We start from the raw sequence: 22,287 nt of genomic DNA, 5'->3' as shown, positions 1-22,287 counted from the left end.
ACTATGAACGCATGGGTTCGTCGCACTTGTTACCAGCTCCAGTGATCTATCTTGTGGAACCGTTCGGCGGTTCTATTCGACGCCAAAACGCCAGCATGCCGCACGTGTTTTGGGACGACGCCGCCGTCACGCGTGGCGACGGCATCTTCGAAACCATCCTGATCCGGAAGGGGGTGCCCGCCAACCTTGAGGCCCACATTGAGCGTTTCCGGCGAAGCGCCCGCACACTCGACCTGCCGGACCCGGGGGTGGACCACTGGGTGAAGGCGACGAATGAGGCGGTGGCCGACTACGTGCGCGAGCGTGGCAGCGAGCCGGAGGAAGTGGACGCGCGCTGCGTGTGGACGATGACGCGCGGCCGCGAAACCACCGGGGTGCCCACAGCGTGGCTGACGGTGCGCCCCATCGACGAGACTGCCCTGAAGCAGCGCAAGAGCGGGGTGTCGGTGATGACGACCTCGCGTGGCTACTCCCTGGACACCGGTGAACACGCAGTGCCGTGGATGCAGGTAGGCGCGAAGACCTTGAACTATGCGGCGAACATGGCTGCGCTGCGCTGGGCGAAGAGCCACGGGCACGACGACGTCATCTACATCGACCCCACCACCGAGCGCGTGCTGGAGGGCGCAAACTCGACGGTGATCGTGGTGAAGAAGGGCGGGCGGATCCGCACGCCGAAGCCGGGGCCGGGCATCCTGCCGGGCACGACGCAGGCCGCGCTGTTCGAGTACGCATCCGAGCGCGGCTGGAAGTGCAAGCAGAAAGACATCTACCTAAATGAACTGTTCAAGGCTGAGTCGCTGTGGCTGGTGAGCTCCACGAGGATGGCGACGAGGGTGAAGCGCCTGAACGGCAAAAAGCTCCCGGCCCCCGAGAACGCTCGGGAGATCCAGGAGCTAGTGCAGCAGGCGCTCGACGCGAGTCTGGGCCTGTAAAAGCCTGTAAACCTTAGTGCTTAGCCGGCCACGCGCTTGAGTTCGGCGGACATGTAGGGGACCATCTCGCCGTCGACGGCGCGCTCGTCAACCCAACCGAGGTTGTTGTTTGGCATCAGGCCGTAGACGCGCTTGCCGGGGCCGTGGTTCTCGGGGCCCGTTTCCGTCACGATGGTCGACGCGCTGGTCAGCTGCCATGCGCGCTCGTTGAGCAGCGTGCCGTACATGATCTCGGTGAGCCCGCGGGAGTTGGTGAGGGTGACCTCGATTTCGTCCTTCAGGGAAATGCGCCAGAAGCCGACCTCGCGCTGGTCCGCGCCGGTGGGCTTGCCGTCCTCGTCCAGGCGCCAGATGCGGGATTCGAAGCGGAGGTAATTCTCGCCGTCGTGGGAGATGACCAGCTGCTGGCCAAAGGCGTACTCGTCGCCGTTATCGTTGGCCTGGCCCTCGCCGTGCCACACGCCGACCAGCGGCAGAAGTGCTAAGAGGCCGTCGTGGAGGCTAGGGCCCTCGCGAAGGTTGGCCGTGTCCGCTGGCAGCGGCATTTCATCAAACCCAAGCGCTGGGATATTGCGGTGCGCAGTCGCCTTCGACTGTTCCGCGGCGAGGTTGACTGCTTCGTTTCCGTTTAGTTTTTCACTCATGCGTACCAGGCTACAACGTCCTACACCAGCGGCGCGAGGTCGGCAGCTTCCACGACGGTGTTGATGCGGTCGCGGGAAAATTCGATGGAGCCGCCGGAAAGTTGCACGTTGTCGGCCTGGCCGCCTAGCGGCAGGTCGCGGGTGTCCCTGTCCAGGGTGTACGCGTCGATGACGCGGTCGGTGAGGTCGGAGGGGACGTCGATAAGCTGGCTGGGCCGCATGCGGAAGGTGGGGCCGTCGAGGCGCAGGGTGACCACGACTGTGGTGGGAATGTCCGTGCCGGGGACGGTGCCGGTCATGCGAGCTTCGCTTGCGGTGCCGCCGGAGGGTGAGATGTCGTAGGGGTGCGCGATGTCGAGGTCGGTCATGCCGAGGAGCTGGCCGAACGCGACGCCGTCGAGGCGTACTGTGCGGCGCACGACGTCGGCTTGCGCGCCAGTGAGGTCCGCGCGGCGCAGGCGTTGTCCGGCGTTTGCGGGCAGTTCCAGGTTGATCAGCTCCACCCCGGCGTTGCCCACGCCGACGCCCGCCACCGGCACGTCTACGGAGTGCAGGCTCACCCTTGACACAGCTCCGGTCACAGCAGCCAGCGCCACCGGGAACCCGGAGATGTAGGCCTCGGGGGCGACTTCGAGCCCGTTGAGCTGCGCGGCCTGCCTCGAGAGCGTGCGCTCCACGCCGGAGGCAAACAGGGTGTCGGCGGCGCCACTGACGCACAGCACCGCAACGAGCCCGAGGGCGATCGACCGTTTCTTCACGTCTCTAGTTGTACACACACGCTAGCCTTGGGGCATGACGAACACTCGCTTTCACCCCCAACCGCTCACGCTGCCGGAACAGCCGGAGACGGCCAAACAGGTCGAGGCGATGCTGCAGCGCGTCGCGGACTACGACGGCATCGCCGCCTTTTCCGAGCAGTTCCTTAACGGGCTTCACGACGCCCGCCTGGGCCACAACCACCTGGTAGTCAGACAGGGCGACGACGTTGTAGGAGTCGTGGGGTTCGCCCCGGACGGTTCGGCGGAGCTCGCGGTGGATCCGCAGTCGCGTGGTCAGGGGATGGGCCGCAGCCTTGTCGACGCCGCCTTCGCCCACAACCCCGCCGCGGGCCTGTGGGCCCACGGCAACCTGCCCGACGCCCACGAGGTCGCACTGCTGCTCGGGCTGCGCCCGGTGCGCGAGCTGCTCGTGATGCGTCTGGACGAGGTGCGCGCTGAACCTGTACAGCTGCCCGAGGGATACGAGGCGATCAACCTCACCGAGGCGAGCGCAAAGTGGGGCCGTGGGGCCGTCGAAAAGGCGTGGCTGGAAGCCAACAACCAGGCGTTTTCCTGGCACCCGGAGCAAGGCGGCTGGGATATCGAGCGCCTGCACCGCGCGATGGAAGCGGAGTGGTTCGACCCAGCCGGGGTGTGGCTGCTCTACCGCGGCGAGGAGCTTGCGGGCTTCCACTGGACGAAGCGCCACCCGGACGGCACCGGAGAGGTCTACGTTGTCGGCTTGGCGGACGCCTTCCGCGGCCACGGCCTTGGCGGCGTATTGATGGAACTGGGGCTGGTTCACCTCGCTGAGCAGGGAAGCCCGGCCGTGATCCTCTACGTTGAGGCGGACAATGCCCCGGCCGTGAAGCGCTACGAGGAGCTTGGATTCCAGGTCGCGGAGCGCCACGTCGTCTATAAAGCGGCGGGGGCAGCGGCGGGTGATTAAACCCAACCGTCACGCAACATTCATGTGAAGTTCACGAATAGGGGCCTTTAGTGTTCACCATCACGCTTTAGCGTTACTCCTCGAACATTAAAGGTCACTATTTCTTGGAAAGGTATTCCACGTGAATTTCAAAAATCAGCGTTCTGCAGCAGTATTCGGTGCATTGGCGGTAGCGTCGGCCGCGTTGGTTGCGTGTGGCAACGGTGCAGACAATGCGGCGGACACCTCCGCAACGGATACCCCCGGTTCCGATGCTGCAGTCGCAGGGGAGTACGAACTTTCCGGCGAAACTGGGCAGCTGCTGGCGGAGGGCGCGTCTTCGCAGCAGAACGCGATGGATTACTTCCGTACGGTGTACGAGGCGGACGTTCCGGGGGCAACGCTTGCGTACAACCCGACTGGTTCCGGCGCTGGCGTGAAGCAGTTCCTGGATAACCAGGTGGTCTTCGCTGGTTCCGACTCGCCACTGAAGGAAGAGGAAGTCGCAAAGGCTGCGGAGCGCTGCGGTGGCAACGAGGCGTGGCACCTGCCGTTCGTGATTGGCCCTGTCGCGGTTGCATACAACCTGGAGGGCGTCGACGAGCTGACGCTGAGCGTCGACAACATCGTGGAGATCTTCCAGGGCGTCATCAAGAACTGGAATGACCCGAAGATTGCGGAGTCCAACCCGGGCGTGGAGCTGCCGGACCAGAAGATCAACGTCGTTTACCGCGCGGATGAGTCGGGTACCTCGGACAACTTCCAGAAGTTCCTGATTGCGGCGTCGGATGGCAAGTGGGAGTCGAAGGGCAAGGCGTTCCCGACGGAGGTTGGCTCCGGTGCGAACGGCTCCACGGGTGTCGCTGACCAGGTGGCAAACACCCCAGGCGCGATCACCTACGTTGAGGCGGGCTTCGCAGACAAGATTGCGAAGGTTGACTTCGGCAACGGCCCGGTTGAGCTGAACTCCACCACCGTGGGCAACGCGCTGGCACACATGAAGTTCTCCACGGAGGGCCACAACATGGTGGTGGACTCGGAGGCACTGTTCGCGTCGAAGGATGCGGATTCCTACCCGCTGATCCTGACCACCTACGAAATTGTGTGCTCGGCTGGCTACGATGCCGCAACCGCTGGCATGGTGCGTGACTTCCTGAACGTGGCGCTGGATTCGCAGGACAGCGAGCTGGAGTCCGAGGGCTTCATTCCGGTGTCGGGCGCGCACGCTGAGCGTCTCCGTGAGGCTATCAACGCGATTCAGTAACAATGGCTACAGCTCAAGTTGAAGCGCGTCCCCGACGTCGAGTCGGGGATCGCGTCTTCGAGGGCGTATCGACGTCCTCTTCGGTTTTAATCACGCTCATCATTTCTGCGATTGGCGCATTCCTCCTGCTGGAGGCGTTGCCGCCCCTGCTGCGGAACGAGGGCGGCTTCCTCGGGTTCCTGACGTATTCGGGCCCGTGGGAGACGGCGAACCTGGACGCAATGCGTTTCGGTATCCCGAACTTGTTCTTCTCCACGGTGATGATTTCGCTCATCGCGTTGCTGATCGCGATGCCGGTCGCTCTGGGCGTGGCGCTGTTCCTTTCGAGCTTCGCGCCGAAGCGCATGGTGCGCCCGCTCGCGGTGCTGGTGGACCTGCTGGCCGCGGTGCCGTCGATTGTCTACGGCATCTGGGGCGCGAAAGTGCTGGGACCCGCGCTCGGCAAGTTCTACGAGTGGGTGCATTCCTGGGGAGGCGACTTCTTCCTCTTCGCGCACTACCAAAACTCGCCGTCGTTCGCGACGGGCCGCAACATCCTGACCGGTGGCATTGTGCTGGCCATTATGATCTTGCCGATCATCGCGGCCACCGCTCGCGAGATCTTCACGCAGACGCCGCGCGGTCTCATCGAGTCTGCGATGGCCTTGGGCGCGACGCGCTGGGACGTGGTGCGGATGACGGTGTTGCCGTTCGGTAAATCCGGCTTCGTGGCTGGCTCCATGCTGGGTCTTGGCCGCGCGCTGGGCGAGACGATGGCGCTGTACATGGTGGTCTCCCCGGCACCGCTGTTCCGCGGCTCGCTCTTCGACGGCGGCACCACCTTCGCAACCGCGATCGCGAATGCGTCCGCGGAGTTCAATAACCCGATTAGCGCTGGCGCCTACATTGCGGCGGGCTTGGTCCTGTTTGTGATTACGTTTGCGGTCAACGCTGCAGCGCGCGCGATTGTGAGGAGAAGTAAATGACAACAAAGCCTATGTCGCCATTTACCCCCGTGGCGAAGTCGCGCACGATCAAAAGCGCTGTGATGGGCACGCTCGTGGCTGCCACGATGGTGCTGGCGATGCTGCCGCTGCTGTGGCTGCTGGTCACGGTGGTCGGCCGCGGGTGGGACGCCATCAGCGACGTGTCCTGGTGGACCACCGACATGGTCGGTATCCGCGCCACCAAGGAGGGCGGCGGTGCGCTGCACGCGATTGTAGGAACGCTGGCGCAGACGTTGGTGGCGTCGATAATTGCGATCCCGATTGGCGTGGCCACAGCGATCTACCTGGTGGAGTATGACAAGGGCGGGAAGCTGGGCAAGCTGACCACGTTCATGGTGGACATCCTGTCAGGTGTGCCGTCGATTGTTGCCGCGCTGTTCATCTACGCGCTGTGGATCACGGTGCTGGGGCAGGCCCGCTCGGGTTTCGCGGTCGCGCTGTCGTTGATCCTGCTGATGCTGCCCGTGGTGGTGCGCAATACGGAGGAGATGCTGCGCGTGGTGCCGATGGATCTGCGTGAGGCGTCCTACGCCCTGGGCGTGCCGAAGTGGAAGACCATCGTGCGCGTTGTGGTGCCGACGGCCTTCTCCGGCATCACCACCGGCATCATGCTGGCGATTGCCCGCGTGATGGGCGAGTCCGCGCCGGTGCTGATCCTGGTTGGGTCCACGCCGATCGTGAACTGGGCCGGCATGTTTGGTCAGCCGCAGTCCTCGCTGCCGCTGTTCATGCTGGACATGTGGAAGGCAGGCGGCACGGGTGCGGCCGCCGACAGGCTGTGGGGCTCGGCCCTCACACTGCTCATCATTGTTGTTGTGCTCAACGCCCTCGCGCGGTTGATTGCCGCGAAGTTTTCAGTGAAGAAATAAGGATTACGTGCAATATGTCGAAGCTTCAGATGCGTGACGTCAACATTTACTACGGTGATTTTCACGCGGTGCAGGACGTCACCATGGAGATTCCCGCGCAGGCAGTCACTGCGTTCATCGGCCCTTCGGGCTGTGGCAAGTCAACCGTGCTGCGCACGCTCAACCGCATGCACGAGGTGATCCCGGGCGCCTCCGTGCAGGGCGAGATTATTCTGGACGGCCACAATATTTACGGCAAGGACGTGGACCCGGTGTCGGTGCGAAGCACCGTCGGCATGGTGTTCCAGAAGGCCAACCCGTTCCCGACGATGTCCATCGAGGACAACGTCGTGGCGGGCCTGCGCTTGGCAGGGGTGAAGAACAAGAAGGAGCTCAAGGACGTCGCGGAGCGCTCCCTGCGCGCGGCGAACCTGTGGGACGAGGTCAAGGACCGCCTGGACAAGCCGGGTGGCGGCCTTTCCGGTGGTCAGCAGCAGCGCCTCTGCATCGCGAGGGCCATCGCGGTGCGCCCCGAGGTCTTGCTTATGGACGAGCCCTGCTCCGCCCTCGACCCGATCTCGACCCTGGCCGTGGAGGAACTCATCCACGAGCTGAAGGAGAACTACACCATCGTGATCGTGACACACAACATGCAGCAGGCCGCGCGTGTGTCCGACAAGACGGCGTTCTTCTCCCTGGAAGCAACCGGTAAGCCTGGCCAGCTCATCGAGTTCGACGACACCACCACGATCTTCGAGAACCCGTCACGGCAGGAAACCGAAGACTACATCGCAGGCCGCTTCGGCTAGCCGCTACTTCTTGGCTCTGAACCGCCGCTCGATTGCCGCCAGCTTCGAGTGGCGGTCAAACGCGTCCTCGTCGCGCTGCTTCATGTACTCCTTCGGGGTTAGGCCCGTGACCAGGAAGACGACGCGGCCGGCGACGTTCACGCAGCGGTCCGCGTAGCGCTCGTAGTAGCGGGAGACGAGCGCCACGTCGACGGCCTCCCGCGCAGAGTGTTCCCAGGAGTCAGACGTTGTGATGGCGTTGAGGTAGTCGTGGAGGTCGTCGACACCTTCGTCGATTGCGTTGAGCTCAACGGCGACGTCCGCGTCAGGGTCGAGCAGCAGGTCGTGTGTGATGTTGACCATTTCGTCCACGCGGGCGGCCATCTCAGCGATCGGGGCGTGCTCCGTGTTCGGCAACACGGGGAAGGGGTGGCGCAGCCGCGCCAGCTTCGCAATGTGCTTCGCCATCGCGCCCATCCGCGAGAAGTTCTCCACGATATAGATAGAGGACAGCACCTGGCGCAGGTCTCCCGCCACCGGGTTCTCCAGCGCGAGCAGGCTCATGCTGCGCTCCTCGCAGCGCAGCTTCAACTCCTTGAGCGGGTCAGAGGCGTTGAGGGCATGCTCGGCGTCCTCGAGTGACTGCTCCAGCAGCGCCGTGGACGCCAGCTGCATGACTTCGCGCACGGTGTCGCACATCTGCAGCAGGTCGCGGTTGAAGGCTTCGAGGTGTTCACGGTAGGCGGTACGCATGCCCGCCATAGTAATAGGTACGGCCTTATCAACGAGGCTAGGGCTAGCCGCCGTTGTTCTCGATTTCCGCGCCCTCCGGCACGGTGGCGTCTTCCGGATCGTCGAGCCAGCCCTCAGGCAGCGCAACCTTGGAGGAAGAACCCTGGCGGCCGCGGGCGTCGTCGGCGTGCTCGGCGAGTTCTTCGGAGTCCGCGATGGTCGCCAGCAGCGCCCCGAGCTCATCGAGCGTTTCCACCCGGGCCAGGTCCTTGCGGAATTCGCCGCCAACCGGGAATCCGCGCAGGTACCAGCCGGTGTGCTTGCGGATGTCGCGGCAGGCCTGCTGCTCACCGACGTGCTCCGCGAGCAGTTCCGCGTGGCGGGCGATGATGCCGCTGACGCGCCCGAGCGTCGGCTCCGGCGGAATCGGCTCCCCGCGCAGCTGCGCGCCAATCTGGGCGAACAGCCACGGCCTGCCCAAGCACCCGCGGCCTACCTCCACGCCGTGGCAGCCGGTTTGCTCCATCATGTCGGTCGCATCCTTGGCAGCGAAGATGTCCCCGTTGCCGATCACCGGCAGCCCCGTGCCGCGCATGTGCTCAACCAGCCGGGCGATCTCATCCCAGTGCGCCGCCCCGGAGTAGCGCTCGGCGGCGGTACGCGCGTGCAGCGCCACGGCTGCCGCACCCTCCTCGGCGGCGATCCGGCCCGCGTCCATGTGCGTGTGGTGGTCGTCGTCAATGCCGATGCGGAACTTCACCGTAATTGGCACCCCCGAACCTTCCGCCGCGCGGACAGCCGCGGCCACGATGTTGCCGTACAGCCTGCGCTTATACGGGATGGCCGACCCGCCGCCGCGCCGGGTGACCTTGGGCACCGGGCAACCGAAGTTCATGTCCACATGGTCGGCGATGTTTTCCTCGACGATCATGCGCACCGCCTCGTACGTGTAGGCGGGGTCCACGGTGTAGAGCTGCATGGAGCGCGGCTGCTCCACATCGGCGAAGCGGATCATCCTGAGCGTTTTCTCGTTGCGCTCGACCATCGCGCGGGCGGTGATCATCTCGCAGACGTACAGCCCGGAGGTGGTGCCGGTGAGCTCCTGCTCAATTTCACGGCACAGCACGCGGAACGGCATGTTGGTCACGCCGGCCATCGGCGCGAGGAGGACGGGGGAGTTCAGCTCCAGGCCGCCGATGCTCAGATGTGGGTTCATAGTGCCCCCATTGTTCCCGTCACTGCCTGCGCAGTCCAATTCGGATGTCCTTTTTGTTTGTCGACGCCCGCTTCGCCCGGTAGGGGGTATCCAGTGAGGGTGACCTTTCTGGATGTTTGCGTAGTTTTCTGCCGTAAGACCTAAGTCACAATTATGGTGGTGTGATATCTGAATCATCAACACGAAGTGAGGTTTTTAATGAGCGAGCGTATCGCGAGTGACAAGCTGCGCGCCAAGGTCATGACTGCAGAGGAAGCTGCCCAGTTCGTGAACCATGGAGATAAGGTCGGTATCTCGGGATTCACCGGCGCTGGTTACCCGAAGGCAATGCCTGCTGCGATCGCAGCCAAGGCAACCGACGAGCATAACGCTGGCCGGGAGTACGCAATCGACCTGTTCACCGGCGCTTCGACGGCACCGGAGTGCGACGGTGTCCTGGCGGAAGCAAATGCGCTGCGCTACCGAATGCCGTACCAGTCTGACCCGCAGATGCGTAACAAGATCAACGCCGGCGAGATGAAGTTCCAGGACATCCACCTGTCCCACTCCGGCATGATGGTTGAGCAGGGTTTCTTCGGCGACGTGGACGTCGCGATCGTCGAGGCCGTCCGCATTACCGAGGAGGGCAACATCGTGCCTTCCTCGTCGGTCGGCAACTCCGTTGAGTACCTCAACGCTGCGAAGAAGATCATCATCGAGGTCAACGAGTGGCAGTCGCTGGACCTTGAAGGTATGCACGACATTTGGCTCGTGCCACCACTGCCGAACCGCATCCCGATCCCGATTACCAAGGCTGGCGACCGCATCGGTACCACCTACATCGAGATCGATCCGGAGAAGGTCGTCGCCGTCGTCAAGACCAACGCTGAGGACCGCAACGCGCCGTTCAAGGCTCCGGACGAGACCTCTGAGCGCATCGCCGCGAACTTCCTCGACTTCCTCGAGCACGAGGTGCGCCACGGCCGCCTCACCTACGACGGCTACGTTATGCAGTCCGGCGTGGGCAACGTGCCGAACGCTGTGATGGCGGGCCTGATGGACTCGAAGTTTGAGAACATCCAGGCGTACACCGAGGTTATCCAGGATGGCATGGTCGACCTTATCGACGCCGGCAAGATGTCCGTCGCATCCGCAACGTCCTTCTCGCTGTCCCCTGAGTACGCAGACAAGATGAACGCGGAAGCCAAGCGCTACCGCGAGTCCATCATCCTGCGCCCGCAGCAGATCTCGAACCACCCGGAGGTCATCCGCCGCACCGGCCTGATTGCCTCCAACGGCATGATTGAGGCGGACATTTACGGCAACGCGAACTCCACCCACATCAACGGCTCCCGCATCATGAACGCTCTGGGCGGCTCTGGCGACTTCACCCGCAACGCCTACATCTCCTCGTTCATCTCCCCGGCAACCGCGAAGGACGGAGCGATTTCCTCCATCGTCCCGATGGTCTCCCACGTGGACCACACCGAGCACGACGCGATGGTCTTCATCACCGAGTTCGGTGTCGCTGACCTGCGCGGCCTCGCTCCACGTGACCGTGTGGCCAAGATGATCGCGATTGCTCACCCCGACTACCGCCCACTGCTCGAGGAGTACGTGGAGCTGGCGTCGAAGAGCAAGTTCCAGCAGACGCCACACGATCTTCGTCATGCGTTCGACTTCCACACCCGCATTATGGAAACCGGCACGATGAAGAAGTAGCGCCAGCTACGACACCACATCCGGGCCCGTCGGCGAGGCAGCAACCTCGATGCCGACGGGCCCGTCGACGTGTACGACCGCAATCACCGTGCGCTGTGGCAGCGCGCCGGGTAGCGGTTCGTGCAGCAGGACGTCGAGGAGGTGCTCCGCGGCGTCGATGGAGAGGTGCTCGGTTGGCTCGTCCAGCAACAGGATGGGGGCGTCGCTGACCAGCGCGCGCGCCAGCAACAGGCGGCGGCGCTGCCCGGAGGACAGTGAGTTCGCGCCGTTATCCAGCATGAAATCCAGGCCGAACTCGAAGCCGGTCGCCTCCAGTGCCTCCGCCATGCGGGCATCGCTGGCGTCGCCGTTGGCAACCAGCAGGTTCTCCCGCACCGTCGTGGCGAACACCCATGCGTCCTCCGCGAACAGGCGCGCACCCTCCGCGATGGCCGCCGTCCCGCCGGCGACGGGCAGCAGCCCAGCGAGCGTTTCCAGCATCGTGGTCTTGCCACAGCCGGAAGGCCCGCGCACCAGCATCCGCTGGCCGGGGGCAAGCTCGAAGTCCCATGCTTGGTCGCCGTAGACGGTGTGCAGCGCCTCCGCCCGCACGGCCACGCCGGTCTCCGGGTGGGGGAGGGGGCCGCCGCTGAGCTTCGTTGTCTCTTCGGCGCGGTCCGCGACCTCGCGCAGGCGGTGGGCACCACGCGTCCCAGCGGCTGTCTCTGAAACACACCTATAGGTGTATGAGAGGCACGGTGGGCACTGCGCTTCGCCTGGTCCGCGTGCACCGCAGCCCCCGCGAGTGGGCCGTGCGCCTCAAAGGCCGCCAGCGGCAGCATTACCAGCATGCCCAGCCACACCGGGTTGCCCGTATACGTCTCGACGGCCAACCACGTAATCAGCAGTGCGCAGATGCCCGTGGCCCACGCCTGGATTGCAGACGCGGTGGCCTCCGGGCGCGTGGATTGAGCCCACGCCTTGCTCGCATCCGCCGAGGCCTGCGCGGCTTGCTCTATCAGCGCGTCGCCCTTACCAGCGACGGCGTACTCCACCCTGTCGTGCAGCACCGAGTCGAGCTGCAGCGTGAAAGCGTTTTCTGCCTCGACCAGGAAGGTGTTGCGCGAAGCGCGCGTCGCTAAGTACGGGATGAGCAGGCCCGTGAGCGCGAACCCACCCGCCATGATTACCGCCGCCAGTGGGTACAGCAATGCCGCACCGGCGACCGCCACCACCGTGAGCACGATCGCTACGCCGCGGGGGATGAGCGTGCGCACGATGAAATCCGTCACGCGCTCCGTATCCGCCACCAGCAGCGCCTGCCCCTCACCACGACCCACACGGCCGGCGGCCGCCTGGGCGTCGTACATAGTGGCACGCAGCGTCGTCAGCGCACGCAGACCCAGCTTGTGCGCCACCAACCTGTCGAGGTAGCGGAACACCGCCCGCGAAATACCCAGCGCGCGCACAGCAGTCACCGCCACCGAGAGATCCAGCACCGGCGGCATCTCCCACGCGCGCGTAATCAGCCAGCCAGACAACACTGTCAGGCTCAGCGCCGCCAGCAGCGTAATCGCCCCGGCGATGATTGGGCTGATCAGGTCGCGGGGACGCACCTGCGCGATGCGCAGCAAAAACTTCAAGTCACTCATACATGCACCACCTGGTCGGCGGCGTCGAGTACCCGCTGGTCATGGGACGCAACCAGCACCGCAGCGCCCCGCTGCGCCAGCCCGCACATCCTTCGTATCACTTCGTCGACCAACTCGGGGGAGAGGTGCGCGGTAGGCTCGTCCAACACGAACACGTCCGCATCCGCAGCGAACGTGCGCGCAATGCCGACGCGCTGCCGCTGGCCTGCGGAAATGCCGTCCCCGTACGGGCCGACAGCATGCGCCTCAGACACGCCCACCAGGCCGACGTCCCCGCGCGCGCCGAACAGAGCCATGTTCGAGCCCACGGTCCCAGGCTCCATCGCCGGGGTCGCAGGCAGATACGCCACCTTCTTCTCGACGCCCACTTCGCCCCCAACCATCGCATCCGGCAACTGGCCCAGCACTGCCAACAGCGTGGTGGACTTACCGGAACCATTTGCGCCAGTGAGCACCGTGACCTGTCCTCGCGGTGCATCAAACGTCAGACCGTCCGGGCGTACGCCGTCGCGCCCACGCACGCTCAGGTTGCGCACCCGCACACCGGGTTCCTCGGCGATGTAGGAGCCAGTGGTGGAGGAGGGGGCGTCGAGAAGCTCGAGGACGCGCTCGGCAGCGCTCAGGCCGTCGGCTGCGGCGTGGTAGCTTGCGCCGACCCTACGGATCGGTGCGAAAACCTCCGGGACGATGATGAGCACCGTCAGCCCGGCCAGCAGCGTGATCGAACCGGTCACCAGACGCAGGCCGATGCTCACCGCGACCAACGCCACCGACAGCGTCGCGATGAACTCCAAAGCGAACGAGGACAGGAACGCCAGGCGCAGCACTCCCATGGTGGAGTCCGCGTGTTTTTGGCCCGTTTGGCGGATCTGCTGCGCCGGCCGCTTCGTGGCGTGCAGAGCGCGCAGTGTCGGAGCACCTGCCAACAAGTCCGACAGTTGAGCACCCAGCCCAGCTGTGACCTCGAGTCGGCGCTTGGTGTGATCCGCCGTCAACTTGCCGATCAGCACCATAAACATCGGAATCAACGGCAGCGTAATCAGGCAAAACACGCCAGAGATCCAGTCAAAGTAGAAGATGACGGCGACCACGATTGGGGTGCCGATGGCCGTCGAAAAGAGGGCAGGGAGGAACTCCGTGAGATACGGGCGGAAGTCCGTAATGCCGCGCGTGAGCACATGGCGCCACGTCGCCGAATCCTGCTCCACCGCGCGCGGGTCCTGCTTCGCCAACGCCCGCAGCGCCTTCGTCCGCAAGTCCTCTACAACGCCGCCGACCGCATCGGCGGACCAGCGCTGCGCTACCCACGACAACACGCCGTGGGCCACAACAACGCCAGCAAGCGCCAACAGCAACGAGGCACGCGGAACCGCGCGCTCCGTCACCGCTGACGCTGCGACAATCCCAATCAAAATACCCCGGGCCACCAGCAGTAGCGTGTCTGCAGCTTGCGCAACGCCCGTGCGCACAATGAGTTGGCGCACGGGCGGAACGAGGCGAAGTAGCCGGGGGTCAATCGGCGAGGCCATAGCCTAGACCGACACCCTCTTCCGGAACGCCCAGTAGGTCCAAATCTGACCTGCCAGGACGATCGGGGTGAGGCACACAGCCGCCCACGTCATCACCTTCAAGGTGTACGGCGAGGAGGACGCGTTGCGGATATCCCAACCAGCGAACAGATCGCTTGTCGACGGCATCACGTCCGGGAACAGCGAGCCGAACAGGACAATCGCGCAGCAGATAATCGCGAACGCCGTCATCCAGAACGCCAATCCATCACGGTTGCCAGCGATGCCAACCACCGAAACGATCAGGCCGACCGCCGCGAGTGCCAGCGGGATCCAGGTCCAGCCAGCGCCCAGCGTGAGCTGGATCCACAGCAGGTACGCTGCGCCAACCACAATCGCCGGGCCAGCGATGAACTTCTTTGCAAACGCGTGCATCTCAGCACGCAGCGGATCGTGGGACTTAAACCCAAGGAACGTCGCACCGTGCAGCATGAACAGCAGTACGAACGCCACGCCGCCCAGCAGGCCGAGCGGGTTGAGCAGGCCAAGGAAGCCGTCGTAGAAGGAGTCCAGACGGCCCTGCTCGTTGAGCGGAACGCCCATCACGATGTTCGTGAAGCCAACGCCCCACAGCAGCGTAGGCAGGTAGGAGCCAAACGCCGTGCCGGCGTCGCAAAGCCTGCGCCACTTCAGCGTGTCCACCTTGACTCTCCACTCCAAGCTCACGCCGCGGACAATCAGGCCCATAAGGATGAGCACCAGCGGCAGGTAAAAGCCGGAGAACAGCGTGGCGTACCACTCAGGGAACGCCGCGAAAATCGCCGCGCCGCCCGTAATGAGCCACACCTCGTTACCGTCCCAGATCGGGCCGATTGTCCTGATCGCAGCCGTGCGACGACGGTCGTTCTCGATCTCATCGCCCTTCATGAACGGCAACAACATGCCAACACCGAAGTCAAAGCCCTCCAACACGAAGTAGCCGGTGAAGAACACTCCGATGATCACAAACCAAAGCACTTGCAAGTCCATGATTTATAGCTCCTTGTTGTCCGCAGTGGTTGTGGTTGCGCCGGACTCCTGCGAAGACTTGAAGCTCAACGGCTCCAACTCGGTCTCGGCGTTCGGGCCATAGAGCACATCCTTCAAGCGCTTGGAGTCGCCCTCGTGCAGTCCAGGCTGGTCCATGCCCTTACGGACCTGACGCTGAATGAGCCACACCCACAGCACCGCACCGATGCCGTAGAGCACCGTGAACAGCACCATAGAGAGCAGCACCTGCCACGGCTGGTGGTCAGAAACACCGAAGTCCAGCAGCATGTGAATGTTCTGTTCCATCCCCGGGTGGTCCCCACCCTGGAACGCAGGGTTCGGATGGACGATCCACGGCTGACGGCCCATCTCAGTGAAGATCCAGCCCGAAATGTTCGACAGCCATGGAGCCGGCAGCGCCACCAGGCACAAGGTGCCCAGCCACTTCGCAGTAGGCACGCGCTTGCCGCGGGTTACCCACAGGCCTACCAGTGCCATCACGACGGAAACGACGATGAAGAAGATCATCATGCGGAAGGACCAGTACGTCACGAACAGGTTCGGGGTGTAGTTGCCCGGGCCGTACAGCGACTCGTAGTACTGCTGCAGATCCAGCACGCCCTGCAGCTCAACGCCAGAAAGCTTGCCCTGTGCCAGGAACGGAAGCACAAATGGCAGGCCGATCAGCTGGGTTGCGGACTCGCAGTCGTTGTACGTCGAGATAGAAAGCACCGAGAAGTGCGGATCCAGCTCAGTGTGGCACAGTGCCTCTGCCGACGCCATCTTCATCGGCTGCTGCGTAAACATCAGCTTGGCCAGCTCGTCACCAGTCAGCGTGATGAGCACCGTCGCAGCGAGGATGACCCACGCACCGAAGCGGGTGCAGGAACGCCACACCGTCGCGGCATCCCCATCCGGATCGCCCTTGCGGGCCTCGCGGATCATCCACCAGCCAGCGACGCCGCACACCAAGGTGCCCGCGAGCATCCAAGCGCCGAACACCGCGTGCGGGAATGCCCACAGCACCGTCGGGTTCGTCAGCAACGCCTTGAAGGAAACCAGCTCAGCGCGGTTCGTCTCCGGGTTGAACACAGCGCCCACCGGGTGCTGCATGAACGAGTTTGCGGTAATAATCCAGAACGCCGAGATGTTCACGGCGATCGAAACAATCCAGATTGACGCAAGGTGTGCCCACTTCGGCAACCTGCCCCAACCGAAAATCCAGACGCCGAGGAAGACGGATTCAAAGAAGAATGCCGTCAGGCCCTCGAAGGCGAGCGGTGCACCAAACACGTCTCCCACGAACGAGGAGTATTCAGACCAGTTCAAGCCGAACTGGAACTCCTGGACGATGCCTGTGACAACGCCCATTGCGAAGTTAATGAGGAAGATGTTTCCGAAGAAACGGGTCGCGCGGTACCAGCGCTCGTCGCCAGTCTTGTGCCAGATGCTTTGCATGATCGCAACCATCGGCGCGAGTCCCATGGTCAGTGGGACGAAAAGGTAGTGATAGACCGTCGTAATGCCGAACTGCCACCTTGACAGATCGACTAAATCTAGCGGCATTGTGACTCCTTCAACGTAAACAACCAATAAAGGTTATGGTCATATATTTACCGTAGCAGGCACCGAAAACCCCTAACTTCCAGGGAGTATGACCATATATGGGGGTAGCGTCTTGGAGGGTCATTTCGGGGTGGGTTTACGATTTCGGCCCACCCTTGAGTTGTGCTAAGTTGTTGCGCACGGGCCTTTAGCTCAGTTGGTAGAGCTACGGACTTTTAATCCGCAGGTCGCGGGTTCGATCCCCGCAGGGCCCACATTCAGCGCCACGCACCCTTGGTTCGTGGCGCTTTTTGTTGGATGCAGAGTGGCTTGAGTCGGCGCGAAGCTTAAAGTGTAGTAACAGGATTGTAGTAACTCTTGTCCGCGCTCCCCGTTTCGAGGATTACTACAATCCTGTTACTACACTTTGCAAATTTTGGCTAACGAATCACCCTTGAAAACTTGCTATGTACTGGTGATTTGTGATGTTATTCTGCATCGGCTTATGATGGTCGAGCTGTTAACGCAGCGGGCCCCCATCGTCTAGAGGCCTAGGACTCCGCCCTTTCACGGCGGCAACACGGGTTCGAATCCCGTTGGGGGTACTTCAGTCGCAAGGTTGAAACACAAAAACATATGGCCCTGTGGCGCAGTTGGTTAGCGCGCCGCCCTGTCACGGCGGAGGTCGCGGGTTCAAGTCCCGTCAGGGTCGCCATGTTTGAAGAGTCGGAACGGAAACGTTCTGGCTCTTTTTATTTTGTCCAACCTGCCTACATGAAGAGGTGAAGTGGCGTCGAAAAATATGGTTTGTGCTGGCGATTTGCTTGTGTTCGAGAGCTCTGTGTAAAGTATCAACTCGTGCAAGCGACCGTGTAGCGGCCGTGAGTACGAAACTGAATAAGGCCCTGTGGCGCAGTTGGTTAGCGCGCCGCCCTGTCACGGCGGAGGTCGCGGGTTCAAGTCCCGTCAGGGTCGCGAACAGCACTTGTGTTGTTCTGGCCAGATAGCTCAGTCGGTAGAGCACACGCCTGAAAAGTGTGGGGTCGCCAGTTCGATCCTGGCTCTGGCCACACTCCAACCCCTTCACTGCGGTGGAGGGGTTTTGTGTTTCTGTCCCCGAGGATTGGAGCGTTGATTTGTCGCAGCACGACGCAGTACAGCCCGAGCTGAAGAGGAATGACCAGGAGTCCCGCTACGAGATATTTGTCGACGGGCAATTGGCCGGGTTTGCCACGTACGCTGACGTCGACGGTGCGCGGGAGTTGCCACATACCTTCGTGGATCCGAAGTTCCGTGGGCAGGGCCTTTCGGGCCTGCTGATGCGGTACGCGCTTGACGACGCCCGCTCCGAGGGTCTCAACGTTATTCCGACGTGCCCCGCTGTGGCGCGCTACATTGCGCAGAACCCGGAGTACGCGGACCTCGTCAAGTAGCGTGGATTAGATGACGTAGCTGCCCGGGTCGAAGTACTTGTCGGGGTCGACGAGGTGCTTTGTTTCGCACTCTTGGCGCTCCCTGACCTTGGCAGGAATGCCGACGGCGATAGAGTTCGCCGGGATCGATTTTGTGACGACGGCATTCGCCCCAACCGCTGTGTTGTCTCCGATTGTGATGGGACCGAGGACCTTCGCCCCGGCACCGATGGTGACGTTGTTGCCGATGGTGGGGTGGCGCTTCGTCTGTGTGAGCACCTGCCCGCCGAGCGTTACGCCGTGGTAGAGCATGACGCCGTCGCCGATTTCGGTGGTCTCACCGATGACGATGCCCATGCCGTGGTCGATGAAGAAGCGTCGGCCGATGGTGGCGCCTGGGTGGATTTCGATGCCAGTGAAGAAGCGGTTGGCCTGGGCGAGCACACGCGCGGGCCCTTTCAGGTTGCGTTGCCACATCCAGTGGCACACGCGGTGAGTCCAAATGGCGTGGAGCCCTGAGTAGACGATGGCGTTCTCGAGGTCGCCTCGCGCCGCCGGGTCGTGGTCCCTCGCGTTGGCAAGGTCCTCGCGGATCATTTGAATCACGCGGATGGCCGTTTTGATCATGTGGCGATCCTATCAACGACCACCCGCGGGGTGGCGTCGTGCCCGTTGGGTCTAGTCGCGGATGTCTTCGTAGAGCACGGTGGAGACGTAGCGCTCGCCGAAGTCCGGAATGATCACGACGATCGTCTTGCCTTCGTTCTCGTCGCGAGCGGCGAGTTCGAGCGCCGCCTTGAGGTTTGCGCCCGCCGAGATGCCGCCGAGGACACCGTCCTTCAGCGCAAGTTCGCGTGAGGTGGCGACGGCGTCTTCGTTTGAGACTGTAATAATCTCGTCGATGACGTTGCGGTCGAACGTGCCAGGGATGAAGTTCGCACCGAGGCCCTGAATCTTGTGCGGGCCTGCCTCGCCGGTGGACAGCAGTGGGGAAGCAGCTGGCTCAACTGCGACGGCCTTGATGGATTCCTTCTGCTCTTTGAGGTACTTCGCGGAGCCAGAGATCGTGCCACCTGTGCCGACGCCGGCAACCACAATGTCGACCTCCCCATCAGTGTCGTTCCAAATCTCGGGGCCGGTGGTCTCGTAGTGGACCTGGGGGTTGGCGGCGTTTTCGAACTGGCTGGCCAGGATTGCGTTTTCCGTCGTCTCGACGATCTCGTTCGCCTTATCGACGGCCCCCTTCATGCCTGCCGCGCCTGGCGTCAATACGATCTCTGCCCCGTACGCGCGAAGGACCACGCGACGCTCCTGCGACATTGTCTCCGGCATGGTCAGGATGACTTTGTAGCCCTTCGCAGCGCCGGTGAGCGCGAGTGCGATGCCGGTGTTGCCCGATGTCGCTTCCACGATGGTGCCGCCTGGCTTCAGTTCGCCGGAGGCTTCCGCCGCGCGGACGATAGCGTCACCAATACGGTCCTTGACGGAATTTGCCGGGTTGTAAAACTCAAGTTTTGCTAGGACGCGTGCCTTGAGCCCGTCAGTGATGCCGTTGAGCTCTACGAGCGGCGTATTGCCGATGAGGTCCAATACTGACTTTGCGATCTTTGCCATGAAAATAACTCCTTTACCTGTATGTTTCGCTTACGTTGCGTTCTTGTTGCGCGATTATACACTCGCGACATGAACCAGCTAGTCTTTGTCAAATAGACCGATTTGTTCACCTACTTCCGGGGTTGTGTTTCTGTGAATGTGTGGCAAGTGCAAAGTTTGGCTACCCCCGAAAACGCGTTATGATGAAAGGGCTTTGAGTCAAGTTCGACAAGCAGTGTCCCTAAACAGGGGACACTCGAACGGGTGGAAAGCGAGAGATCATTGACCGACGCACAGTGCCTTAAGGAAGACGACGACGCCATCCGGGCAGCGTTGACCACGCTGAAAACCGCAACCGGTATCCCCGTAGCCATGTATGGCACCCTCCTGGCGGATAACCGTTTGCAGATCACGCAATGGATCGGACTACGGACTCCAGCCCTGCAGGAGCTTGTCATTGAGTCAGGTGCCGGTGTAGGTGGAAGGGTCGTCGCTACGCGCCGCGCGGTGGGTATTTCCGACTACACACGCGCGAATGTCATCTCCCACGAGTACGACAAGCAGATTCAAGACGAAGGCCTGCACTCCATCGTTGCAGTCCCGGTAATTACCCAGCGCGAGATCCGTGGCGTCCTTTACGTGGGTGTGCACTCGCCGGTGCGTTTGGGCGACAAGGTGATTGAAGAGGTTGCTATGACGGCTCGCTGTCTCGAGCAGGACCTCGCGGTCAATACCGCCCTGAGGCAGGGCGACGGCGCGCGCGCCGGACAGAAGACGGGTCGCGTTATGAACAGTGCTGAGTGGGAGCAGGTTCGCTCCACGCACTCGAAGCTGCGCATGCTAGCAAATCGTGTGGGCGATGAAAATCTTCGCAAGGAAATCGAGCAGCTGTGTGACCAGATGGTTTCCCCGGTGCGCGTGAAGCAGACGACGAAGCTTTCCGCTCGTGAACTCGACGTTCTTTCCTGTGTTGCGCTCGGCCATACCAATGTTGAGGCCGCGGCCGAGATGGGGATCGGTGCCGAGACGGTGAAGTCCTACCTCCGCAGCGTGATGCGCAAGCTTGGGGCCCACACCCGCTACGAGGCCGTTAACGCAGCTCGTCGCATCGGGGCGTTGCCGTAACCGTTGTTGGGTACGCTGGGTTCCGTGAAAGAACGATTTTTAGTCTCTGGCGGTACCCGGCTTGAAGGCGTCGTAAAGGTAGACGGCGCCAAGAACAGCGTGTTGAAGCTCATGGCGGCAGCGCTGCTCGCCGAAGGTACAACAACGCTATTTAACTGCCCCGAAATTCTCGACGTCCCCCTCATGCGGGACGTCCTCGTCGGACTCGGCTGCTCCGTAGATATCGACGGCACCGTGGTCACCATCCACACTCCTGCTGAGGTTTCTCCCCACGCCGACTTCGAAGCCGTCCGGCAATTCCGCGCCTCCGTTGCGGTGCTTGGCCCGCTCGTCGCCCGCTGCGGCGAGGCGTATGTTGCCCTTCCTGGTGGCGACGCGATTGGGTCCCGACCTCTAGATATGCACCAGTCTGGCCTGGAGAAGCTCGGGGCGACGACACACATCGAGCACGGAGCCGTTGTTGCCCGCGCCCAGCAGCTGCACGGCGCGGACATCGCACTCGACTTCCCCTCGGTTGGTGCGACCGAGAACATCATTACCGCGGCAGTACTTGCTGAGGGGCGTACTACTCTCTCCAACGCGGCACGTGAACCGGAGATCGTCGACCTTTGCGACATGCTCCGGGCCATGGGGGCGAAGATCGAGGGTGCGGGAACGTCGACAATTGTTATCGATGGCGTCCAAAAGCTGGAGCCGACGCAACACACCGTGGTTGGCGACCGGATTGTTGCCGGAACCTGGGCTTACGCAGCTGCAATTACTCAGGGCGATATCACGGTATCCGGCATTGCACCAGGTCACCTGCACCTTCCTTTGCAGAAGATCAAGCTGGCTGGCGCGCAGGTGGAGACTTACGACAACGGTTTCCGCGTACGCATGAACCAACGCCCCAAGGCCGTCGACTACCAGACGCTGCCGTTCCCCGGCTTCCCGACAGACCTGCAACCGATGGCGATTGCACTTTCCGCGGTAGCCGACGGCGTTTCAGTCATTACGGAGAACGTCTTCGAAGCGCGCTTCCGGTTTGTCGACGAAATGATGCGCCTCGGCGCTGACGCCAACATCGATGGCCACCATGTGGCTCTTCGTGGCGTTTCGACGCTCTCCTCCACGGATGTATGGAGCTCTGACATTCGTGCGGGCGCGGGACTCGTCCTCGCTGGCCTTGTCGCGGAAGGGCAGACCACGGTGCACGATGTCTACCACATTGACCGTGGTTACCCGCGATTTGTGGAGCAGCTCAATGAACTCGGTGCGAAGGTGCAACGAGCAAACGATTAGAACGCTTAAAAACCGGTCCCTCCCAGGCGATTTGTGTTGTTTGTTGGTTCGTGGTTAAGTTATCCCTCGTTGCCGACGAGCGGCCTGGCCGCTTGGAGGGAATGATCAAAGTGAATAAAGTTGCTGCTTGTGGGCGGTTTTGAGTCTGGCTGGTTTGGTTGGATTTGACTTTGTGTTTACGGGTGTGTAACTTTGTTTCAGCTGCTTGACGCTGGCTCTGGTTGTGGGGTTGGTTGTTGGGTGTGCGGTTGTTGTTTGAGAACTCGATAGTGTGCCAATGTACTTTTTATTTTTTTGATTGCATTGACTTTTGGTTGCGTGCTGTGTGCCATGTTTTGGTGTGTGCCGGCGGTGATGCTTGAA

General features: G+C 62.5%; 21 protein-coding genes and 5 tRNA genes. 16 read left to right on the top strand and 10 right to left on the bottom strand.

The genetic code is table 11. The annotated features are described in order from the left end of the window. Nucleotides 1–11 precede the first annotated feature (11 nt). Entirely contained in the window at nt 12–935 is a 924-nt protein-coding gene (locus tag BQ4436_RS03440) for an aminodeoxychorismate lyase (RefSeq protein ID WP_070975530.1), read from the top strand. 20 nt (nt 936–955) lie between these two features. On the opposite strand, the gene BQ4436_RS03435 is transcribed toward BQ4436_RS03440, so the two are convergent. Then, nucleotides 956–1,579, bottom strand: a complete 624-nt coding sequence (locus BQ4436_RS03435; RefSeq protein WP_070361945.1) for a heme-binding beta-barrel domain-containing protein — start codon at nt 1,577–1,579, stop codon at nt 956–958. Nucleotides 1,580–1,599: 20 nt separating this feature from the next. Next, nucleotides 1,600–2,337 (bottom strand): LmeA family phospholipid-binding protein, encoded by a 738-nt coding sequence (locus tag BQ4436_RS03430; RefSeq protein WP_070975529.1) that lies wholly within the window; start codon nt 2,335–2,337, stop codon nt 1,600–1,602. A 34-nt stretch (nt 2,338–2,371) separates the two neighbouring features. Here BQ4436_RS03430 and mshD point away from each other — a divergent pair, with 34 nt between their 5' ends. The 5 genes from mshD to pstB all read left to right on the top strand — a co-directional run bounded on the left by mshD (nt 2,372) and on the right by pstB (nt 7,172). Continuing rightward, nucleotides 2,372–3,286 carry a mycothiol synthase gene (mshD, locus tag BQ4436_RS03425; protein WP_070975528.1) on the top strand — a complete coding sequence of 305 codons (915 nt, stop codon included), beginning with the start codon at nt 2,372–2,374 and terminating at the stop codon, nt 3,284–3,286. A gap of 121 nt (nt 3,287–3,407) precedes the next feature. Then, the gene (gene pstS, locus BQ4436_RS03420) at nt 3,408–4,529 is read left to right on the top strand and encodes a phosphate ABC transporter substrate-binding protein PstS (RefSeq protein WP_070361948.1); all 1,122 of its coding nucleotides are present in this window, start codon (nt 3,408–3,410) and stop codon (nt 4,527–4,529) included. Between the two features lie 2 nt (nt 4,530–4,531). Beyond that, on the top strand, nt 4,532–5,494 hold the full coding sequence (gene pstC / locus BQ4436_RS03415) for a phosphate ABC transporter permease subunit PstC (RefSeq protein WP_070975527.1): 963 nt from the start codon (nt 4,532–4,534) through the stop codon (nt 5,492–5,494). Beyond that, nucleotides 5,491–6,384 (top strand): phosphate ABC transporter permease PstA, encoded by an 894-nt coding sequence (pstA, locus tag BQ4436_RS03410; RefSeq protein WP_070361950.1) that lies wholly within the window; start codon nt 5,491–5,493, stop codon nt 6,382–6,384. The genes pstC and pstA overlap by 4 nt, the downstream gene beginning before the upstream one ends. 14 nt (nt 6,385–6,398) lie before the next feature. Further along, a complete protein-coding gene (pstB, locus tag BQ4436_RS03405) occupies nt 6,399–7,172 on the top strand; it encodes a phosphate ABC transporter ATP-binding protein PstB (RefSeq protein WP_070361951.1) in 774 nt (257 codons plus the stop codon). Between the two features lie 3 nt (nt 7,173–7,175). Here pstB and BQ4436_RS03400 read toward each other — a convergent pair whose 3' ends face one another. Next, nucleotides 7,176–7,904 (bottom strand): phosphate signaling complex PhoU family protein, encoded by a 729-nt coding sequence (locus BQ4436_RS03400; protein WP_070975664.1) that lies wholly within the window; start codon nt 7,902–7,904, stop codon nt 7,176–7,178. 43 nt (nt 7,905–7,947) lie between these two features. Continuing rightward, nucleotides 7,948–9,099, bottom strand: coding sequence for a tRNA dihydrouridine synthase DusB (dusB, locus tag BQ4436_RS03395; RefSeq protein ID WP_070478060.1), 1,152 nt, complete (start codon nt 9,097–9,099; stop codon nt 7,948–7,950). 198 nt (nt 9,100–9,297) lie between these two features. On the opposite strand from dusB, the gene BQ4436_RS03390 reads away from it, so the two are divergent. Continuing rightward, nucleotides 9,298–10,800 (top strand): acetyl-CoA hydrolase/transferase family protein, encoded by a 1,503-nt coding sequence (locus tag BQ4436_RS03390; RefSeq protein ID WP_070361953.1) that lies wholly within the window; start codon nt 9,298–9,300, stop codon nt 10,798–10,800. A gap of 6 nt (nt 10,801–10,806) precedes the next feature. Here BQ4436_RS03390 and BQ4436_RS12465 read toward each other — a convergent pair whose 3' ends face one another. Next, nucleotides 10,807–11,397 carry an ATP-binding cassette domain-containing protein gene (locus BQ4436_RS12465; RefSeq protein WP_255366107.1) on the bottom strand — a complete coding sequence of 197 codons (591 nt, stop codon included), beginning with the start codon at nt 11,395–11,397 and terminating at the stop codon, nt 10,807–10,809. A gap of 128 nt (nt 11,398–11,525) precedes the next feature. Between BQ4436_RS12465 and BQ4436_RS12460 the strand changes: the two genes are divergently transcribed. Beyond that, entirely contained in the window at nt 11,526–11,921 is a 396-nt protein-coding gene (locus BQ4436_RS12460) for a hypothetical protein (RefSeq protein WP_255366106.1), read from the top strand. Between the two features lie 506 nt (nt 11,922–12,427). Here BQ4436_RS12460 and BQ4436_RS03380 read toward each other — a convergent pair. The 3 genes from BQ4436_RS03380 to BQ4436_RS03370 are packed head-to-tail and all read right to left on the bottom strand — an operon-like array spanning nt 12,428 to nt 16,534. Next, nucleotides 12,428–13,960, bottom strand: coding sequence for an ABC transporter ATP-binding protein/permease (locus BQ4436_RS03380; protein WP_070975526.1), 1,533 nt, complete (start codon nt 13,958–13,960; stop codon nt 12,428–12,430). 3 nt (nt 13,961–13,963) lie between these two features. Beyond that, nucleotides 13,964–14,968, bottom strand: a complete 1,005-nt coding sequence (cydB, locus tag BQ4436_RS03375) for a cytochrome d ubiquinol oxidase subunit II (RefSeq protein ID WP_070361956.1) — start codon at nt 14,966–14,968, stop codon at nt 13,964–13,966. Nucleotides 14,969–14,971: 3 nt separating this feature from the next. After that, entirely contained in the window at nt 14,972–16,534 is a 1,563-nt protein-coding gene (locus BQ4436_RS03370; RefSeq protein WP_070361957.1) for a cytochrome ubiquinol oxidase subunit I, read from the bottom strand. Nucleotides 16,535–16,715: 181 nt separating this feature from the next. Between BQ4436_RS03370 and BQ4436_RS03365 the strand changes: the two genes are divergently transcribed. The 6 genes from BQ4436_RS03365 to BQ4436_RS03340 all read left to right on the top strand — a co-directional run bounded on the left by BQ4436_RS03365 (nt 16,716) and on the right by BQ4436_RS03340 (nt 17,946). Continuing rightward, a tRNA-Lys gene (locus BQ4436_RS03365) sits at nt 16,716–16,788 on the top strand. A gap of 257 nt (nt 16,789–17,045) precedes the next feature. Beyond that, nucleotides 17,046–17,118 (top strand) — tRNA-Glu (locus BQ4436_RS03360). A 33-nt stretch (nt 17,119–17,151) separates the two neighbouring features. After that, a tRNA-Asp gene (locus BQ4436_RS03355) sits at nt 17,152–17,228 on the top strand. 186 nt (nt 17,229–17,414) lie between these two features. After that, nucleotides 17,415–17,488, top strand: a tRNA-Asp gene (locus BQ4436_RS03350). A gap of 22 nt (nt 17,489–17,510) precedes the next feature. Then, nucleotides 17,511–17,583 (top strand) — tRNA-Phe (locus tag BQ4436_RS03345). A gap of 66 nt (nt 17,584–17,649) precedes the next feature. Further along, nucleotides 17,650–17,946 carry a GNAT family N-acetyltransferase gene (locus tag BQ4436_RS03340; protein ID WP_070975525.1) on the top strand — a complete coding sequence of 99 codons (297 nt, stop codon included), beginning with the start codon at nt 17,650–17,652 and terminating at the stop codon, nt 17,944–17,946. Nucleotides 17,947–17,952: 6 nt separating this feature from the next. On the opposite strand, the gene epsC is transcribed toward BQ4436_RS03340, so the two are convergent. After that, nucleotides 17,953–18,552: a serine O-acetyltransferase EpsC gene (epsC, locus tag BQ4436_RS03335; protein ID WP_070478055.1), complete on the bottom strand. Its 600-nt coding sequence runs from the start codon at nt 18,550–18,552 to the stop codon at nt 17,953–17,955. 51 nt (nt 18,553–18,603) lie between these two features. Continuing rightward, the gene (gene cysK, locus BQ4436_RS03330; RefSeq protein WP_070975524.1) at nt 18,604–19,539 is read right to left on the bottom strand and encodes a cysteine synthase A; all 936 of its coding nucleotides are present in this window, start codon (nt 19,537–19,539) and stop codon (nt 18,604–18,606) included. Between the two features lie 261 nt (nt 19,540–19,800). On the opposite strand from cysK, the gene ramA reads away from it, so the two are divergent. Both ramA and murA read left to right on the top strand, forming a co-directional pair. Then, the gene (ramA, locus tag BQ4436_RS03325; RefSeq protein ID WP_070478053.1) at nt 19,801–20,643 is read left to right on the top strand and encodes an acetate metabolism transcriptional regulator RamA; all 843 of its coding nucleotides are present in this window, start codon (nt 19,801–19,803) and stop codon (nt 20,641–20,643) included. A gap of 24 nt (nt 20,644–20,667) precedes the next feature. Further along, nucleotides 20,668–21,924: a UDP-N-acetylglucosamine 1-carboxyvinyltransferase gene (gene murA / locus BQ4436_RS03320; protein WP_070361962.1), complete on the top strand. Its 1,257-nt coding sequence runs from the start codon at nt 20,668–20,670 to the stop codon at nt 21,922–21,924. Nucleotides 21,925–22,287 lie beyond the last annotated feature (363 nt).

This window comes from Corynebacterium sp. MC3, from assembly GCF_900099485.1.
Taxonomy (GTDB): Bacteria; Actinomycetota; Actinomycetes; order Mycobacteriales; family Mycobacteriaceae; genus Corynebacterium; species Corynebacterium pseudogenitalium.
Note: the sequence above shows the minus strand (reverse complement) of the source record. Positions and strands in the feature narration are given on the sequence as shown.

Coding starts and splice junctions, on each gene's coding strand:
- pstA (WP_070361950.1), top strand. CDS start 5,491: ATGACAACAAAGCCTATGTCGCCATTTACCCCCGTGGCGAAGTCGCGC.
- BQ4436_RS03435 (WP_070361945.1), bottom strand. CDS start 1,579: ATGAGTGAAAAACTAAACGGAAACGAAGCAGTCAACCTCGCCGCGGAA.
- BQ4436_RS03370 (WP_070361957.1), bottom strand. CDS start 16,534: ATGCCGCTAGATTTAGTCGATCTGTCAAGGTGGCAGTTCGGCATTACG.
- BQ4436_RS03380 (WP_070975526.1), bottom strand. CDS start 13,960: ATGGCCTCGCCGATTGACCCCCGGCTACTTCGCCTCGTTCCGCCCGTG.
- pstC (WP_070975527.1), top strand. CDS start 4,532: ATGGCTACAGCTCAAGTTGAAGCGCGTCCCCGACGTCGAGTCGGGGAT.
- BQ4436_RS03400 (WP_070975664.1), bottom strand. CDS start 7,904: ATGCGTACCGCCTACCGTGAACACCTCGAAGCCTTCAACCGCGACCTG.
- pstB (WP_070361951.1), top strand. CDS start 6,399: ATGTCGAAGCTTCAGATGCGTGACGTCAACATTTACTACGGTGATTTT.
- BQ4436_RS03390 (WP_070361953.1), top strand. CDS start 9,298: ATGAGCGAGCGTATCGCGAGTGACAAGCTGCGCGCCAAGGTCATGACT.
- dusB (WP_070478060.1), bottom strand. CDS start 9,099: ATGAACCCACATCTGAGCATCGGCGGCCTGGAGCTGAACTCCCCCGTC.
- mshD (WP_070975528.1), top strand. CDS start 2,372: ATGACGAACACTCGCTTTCACCCCCAACCGCTCACGCTGCCGGAACAG.
- BQ4436_RS12460 (WP_255366106.1), top strand. CDS start 11,526: ATGAGAGGCACGGTGGGCACTGCGCTTCGCCTGGTCCGCGTGCACCGC.
- epsC (WP_070478055.1), bottom strand. CDS start 18,552: ATGATCAAAACGGCCATCCGCGTGATTCAAATGATCCGCGAGGACCTT.
- BQ4436_RS03440 (WP_070975530.1), top strand. CDS start 12: ATGGGTTCGTCGCACTTGTTACCAGCTCCAGTGATCTATCTTGTGGAA.
- cysK (WP_070975524.1), bottom strand. CDS start 19,539: ATGGCAAAGATCGCAAAGTCAGTATTGGACCTCATCGGCAATACGCCG.
- cydB (WP_070361956.1), bottom strand. CDS start 14,968: ATGGACTTGCAAGTGCTTTGGTTTGTGATCATCGGAGTGTTCTTCACC.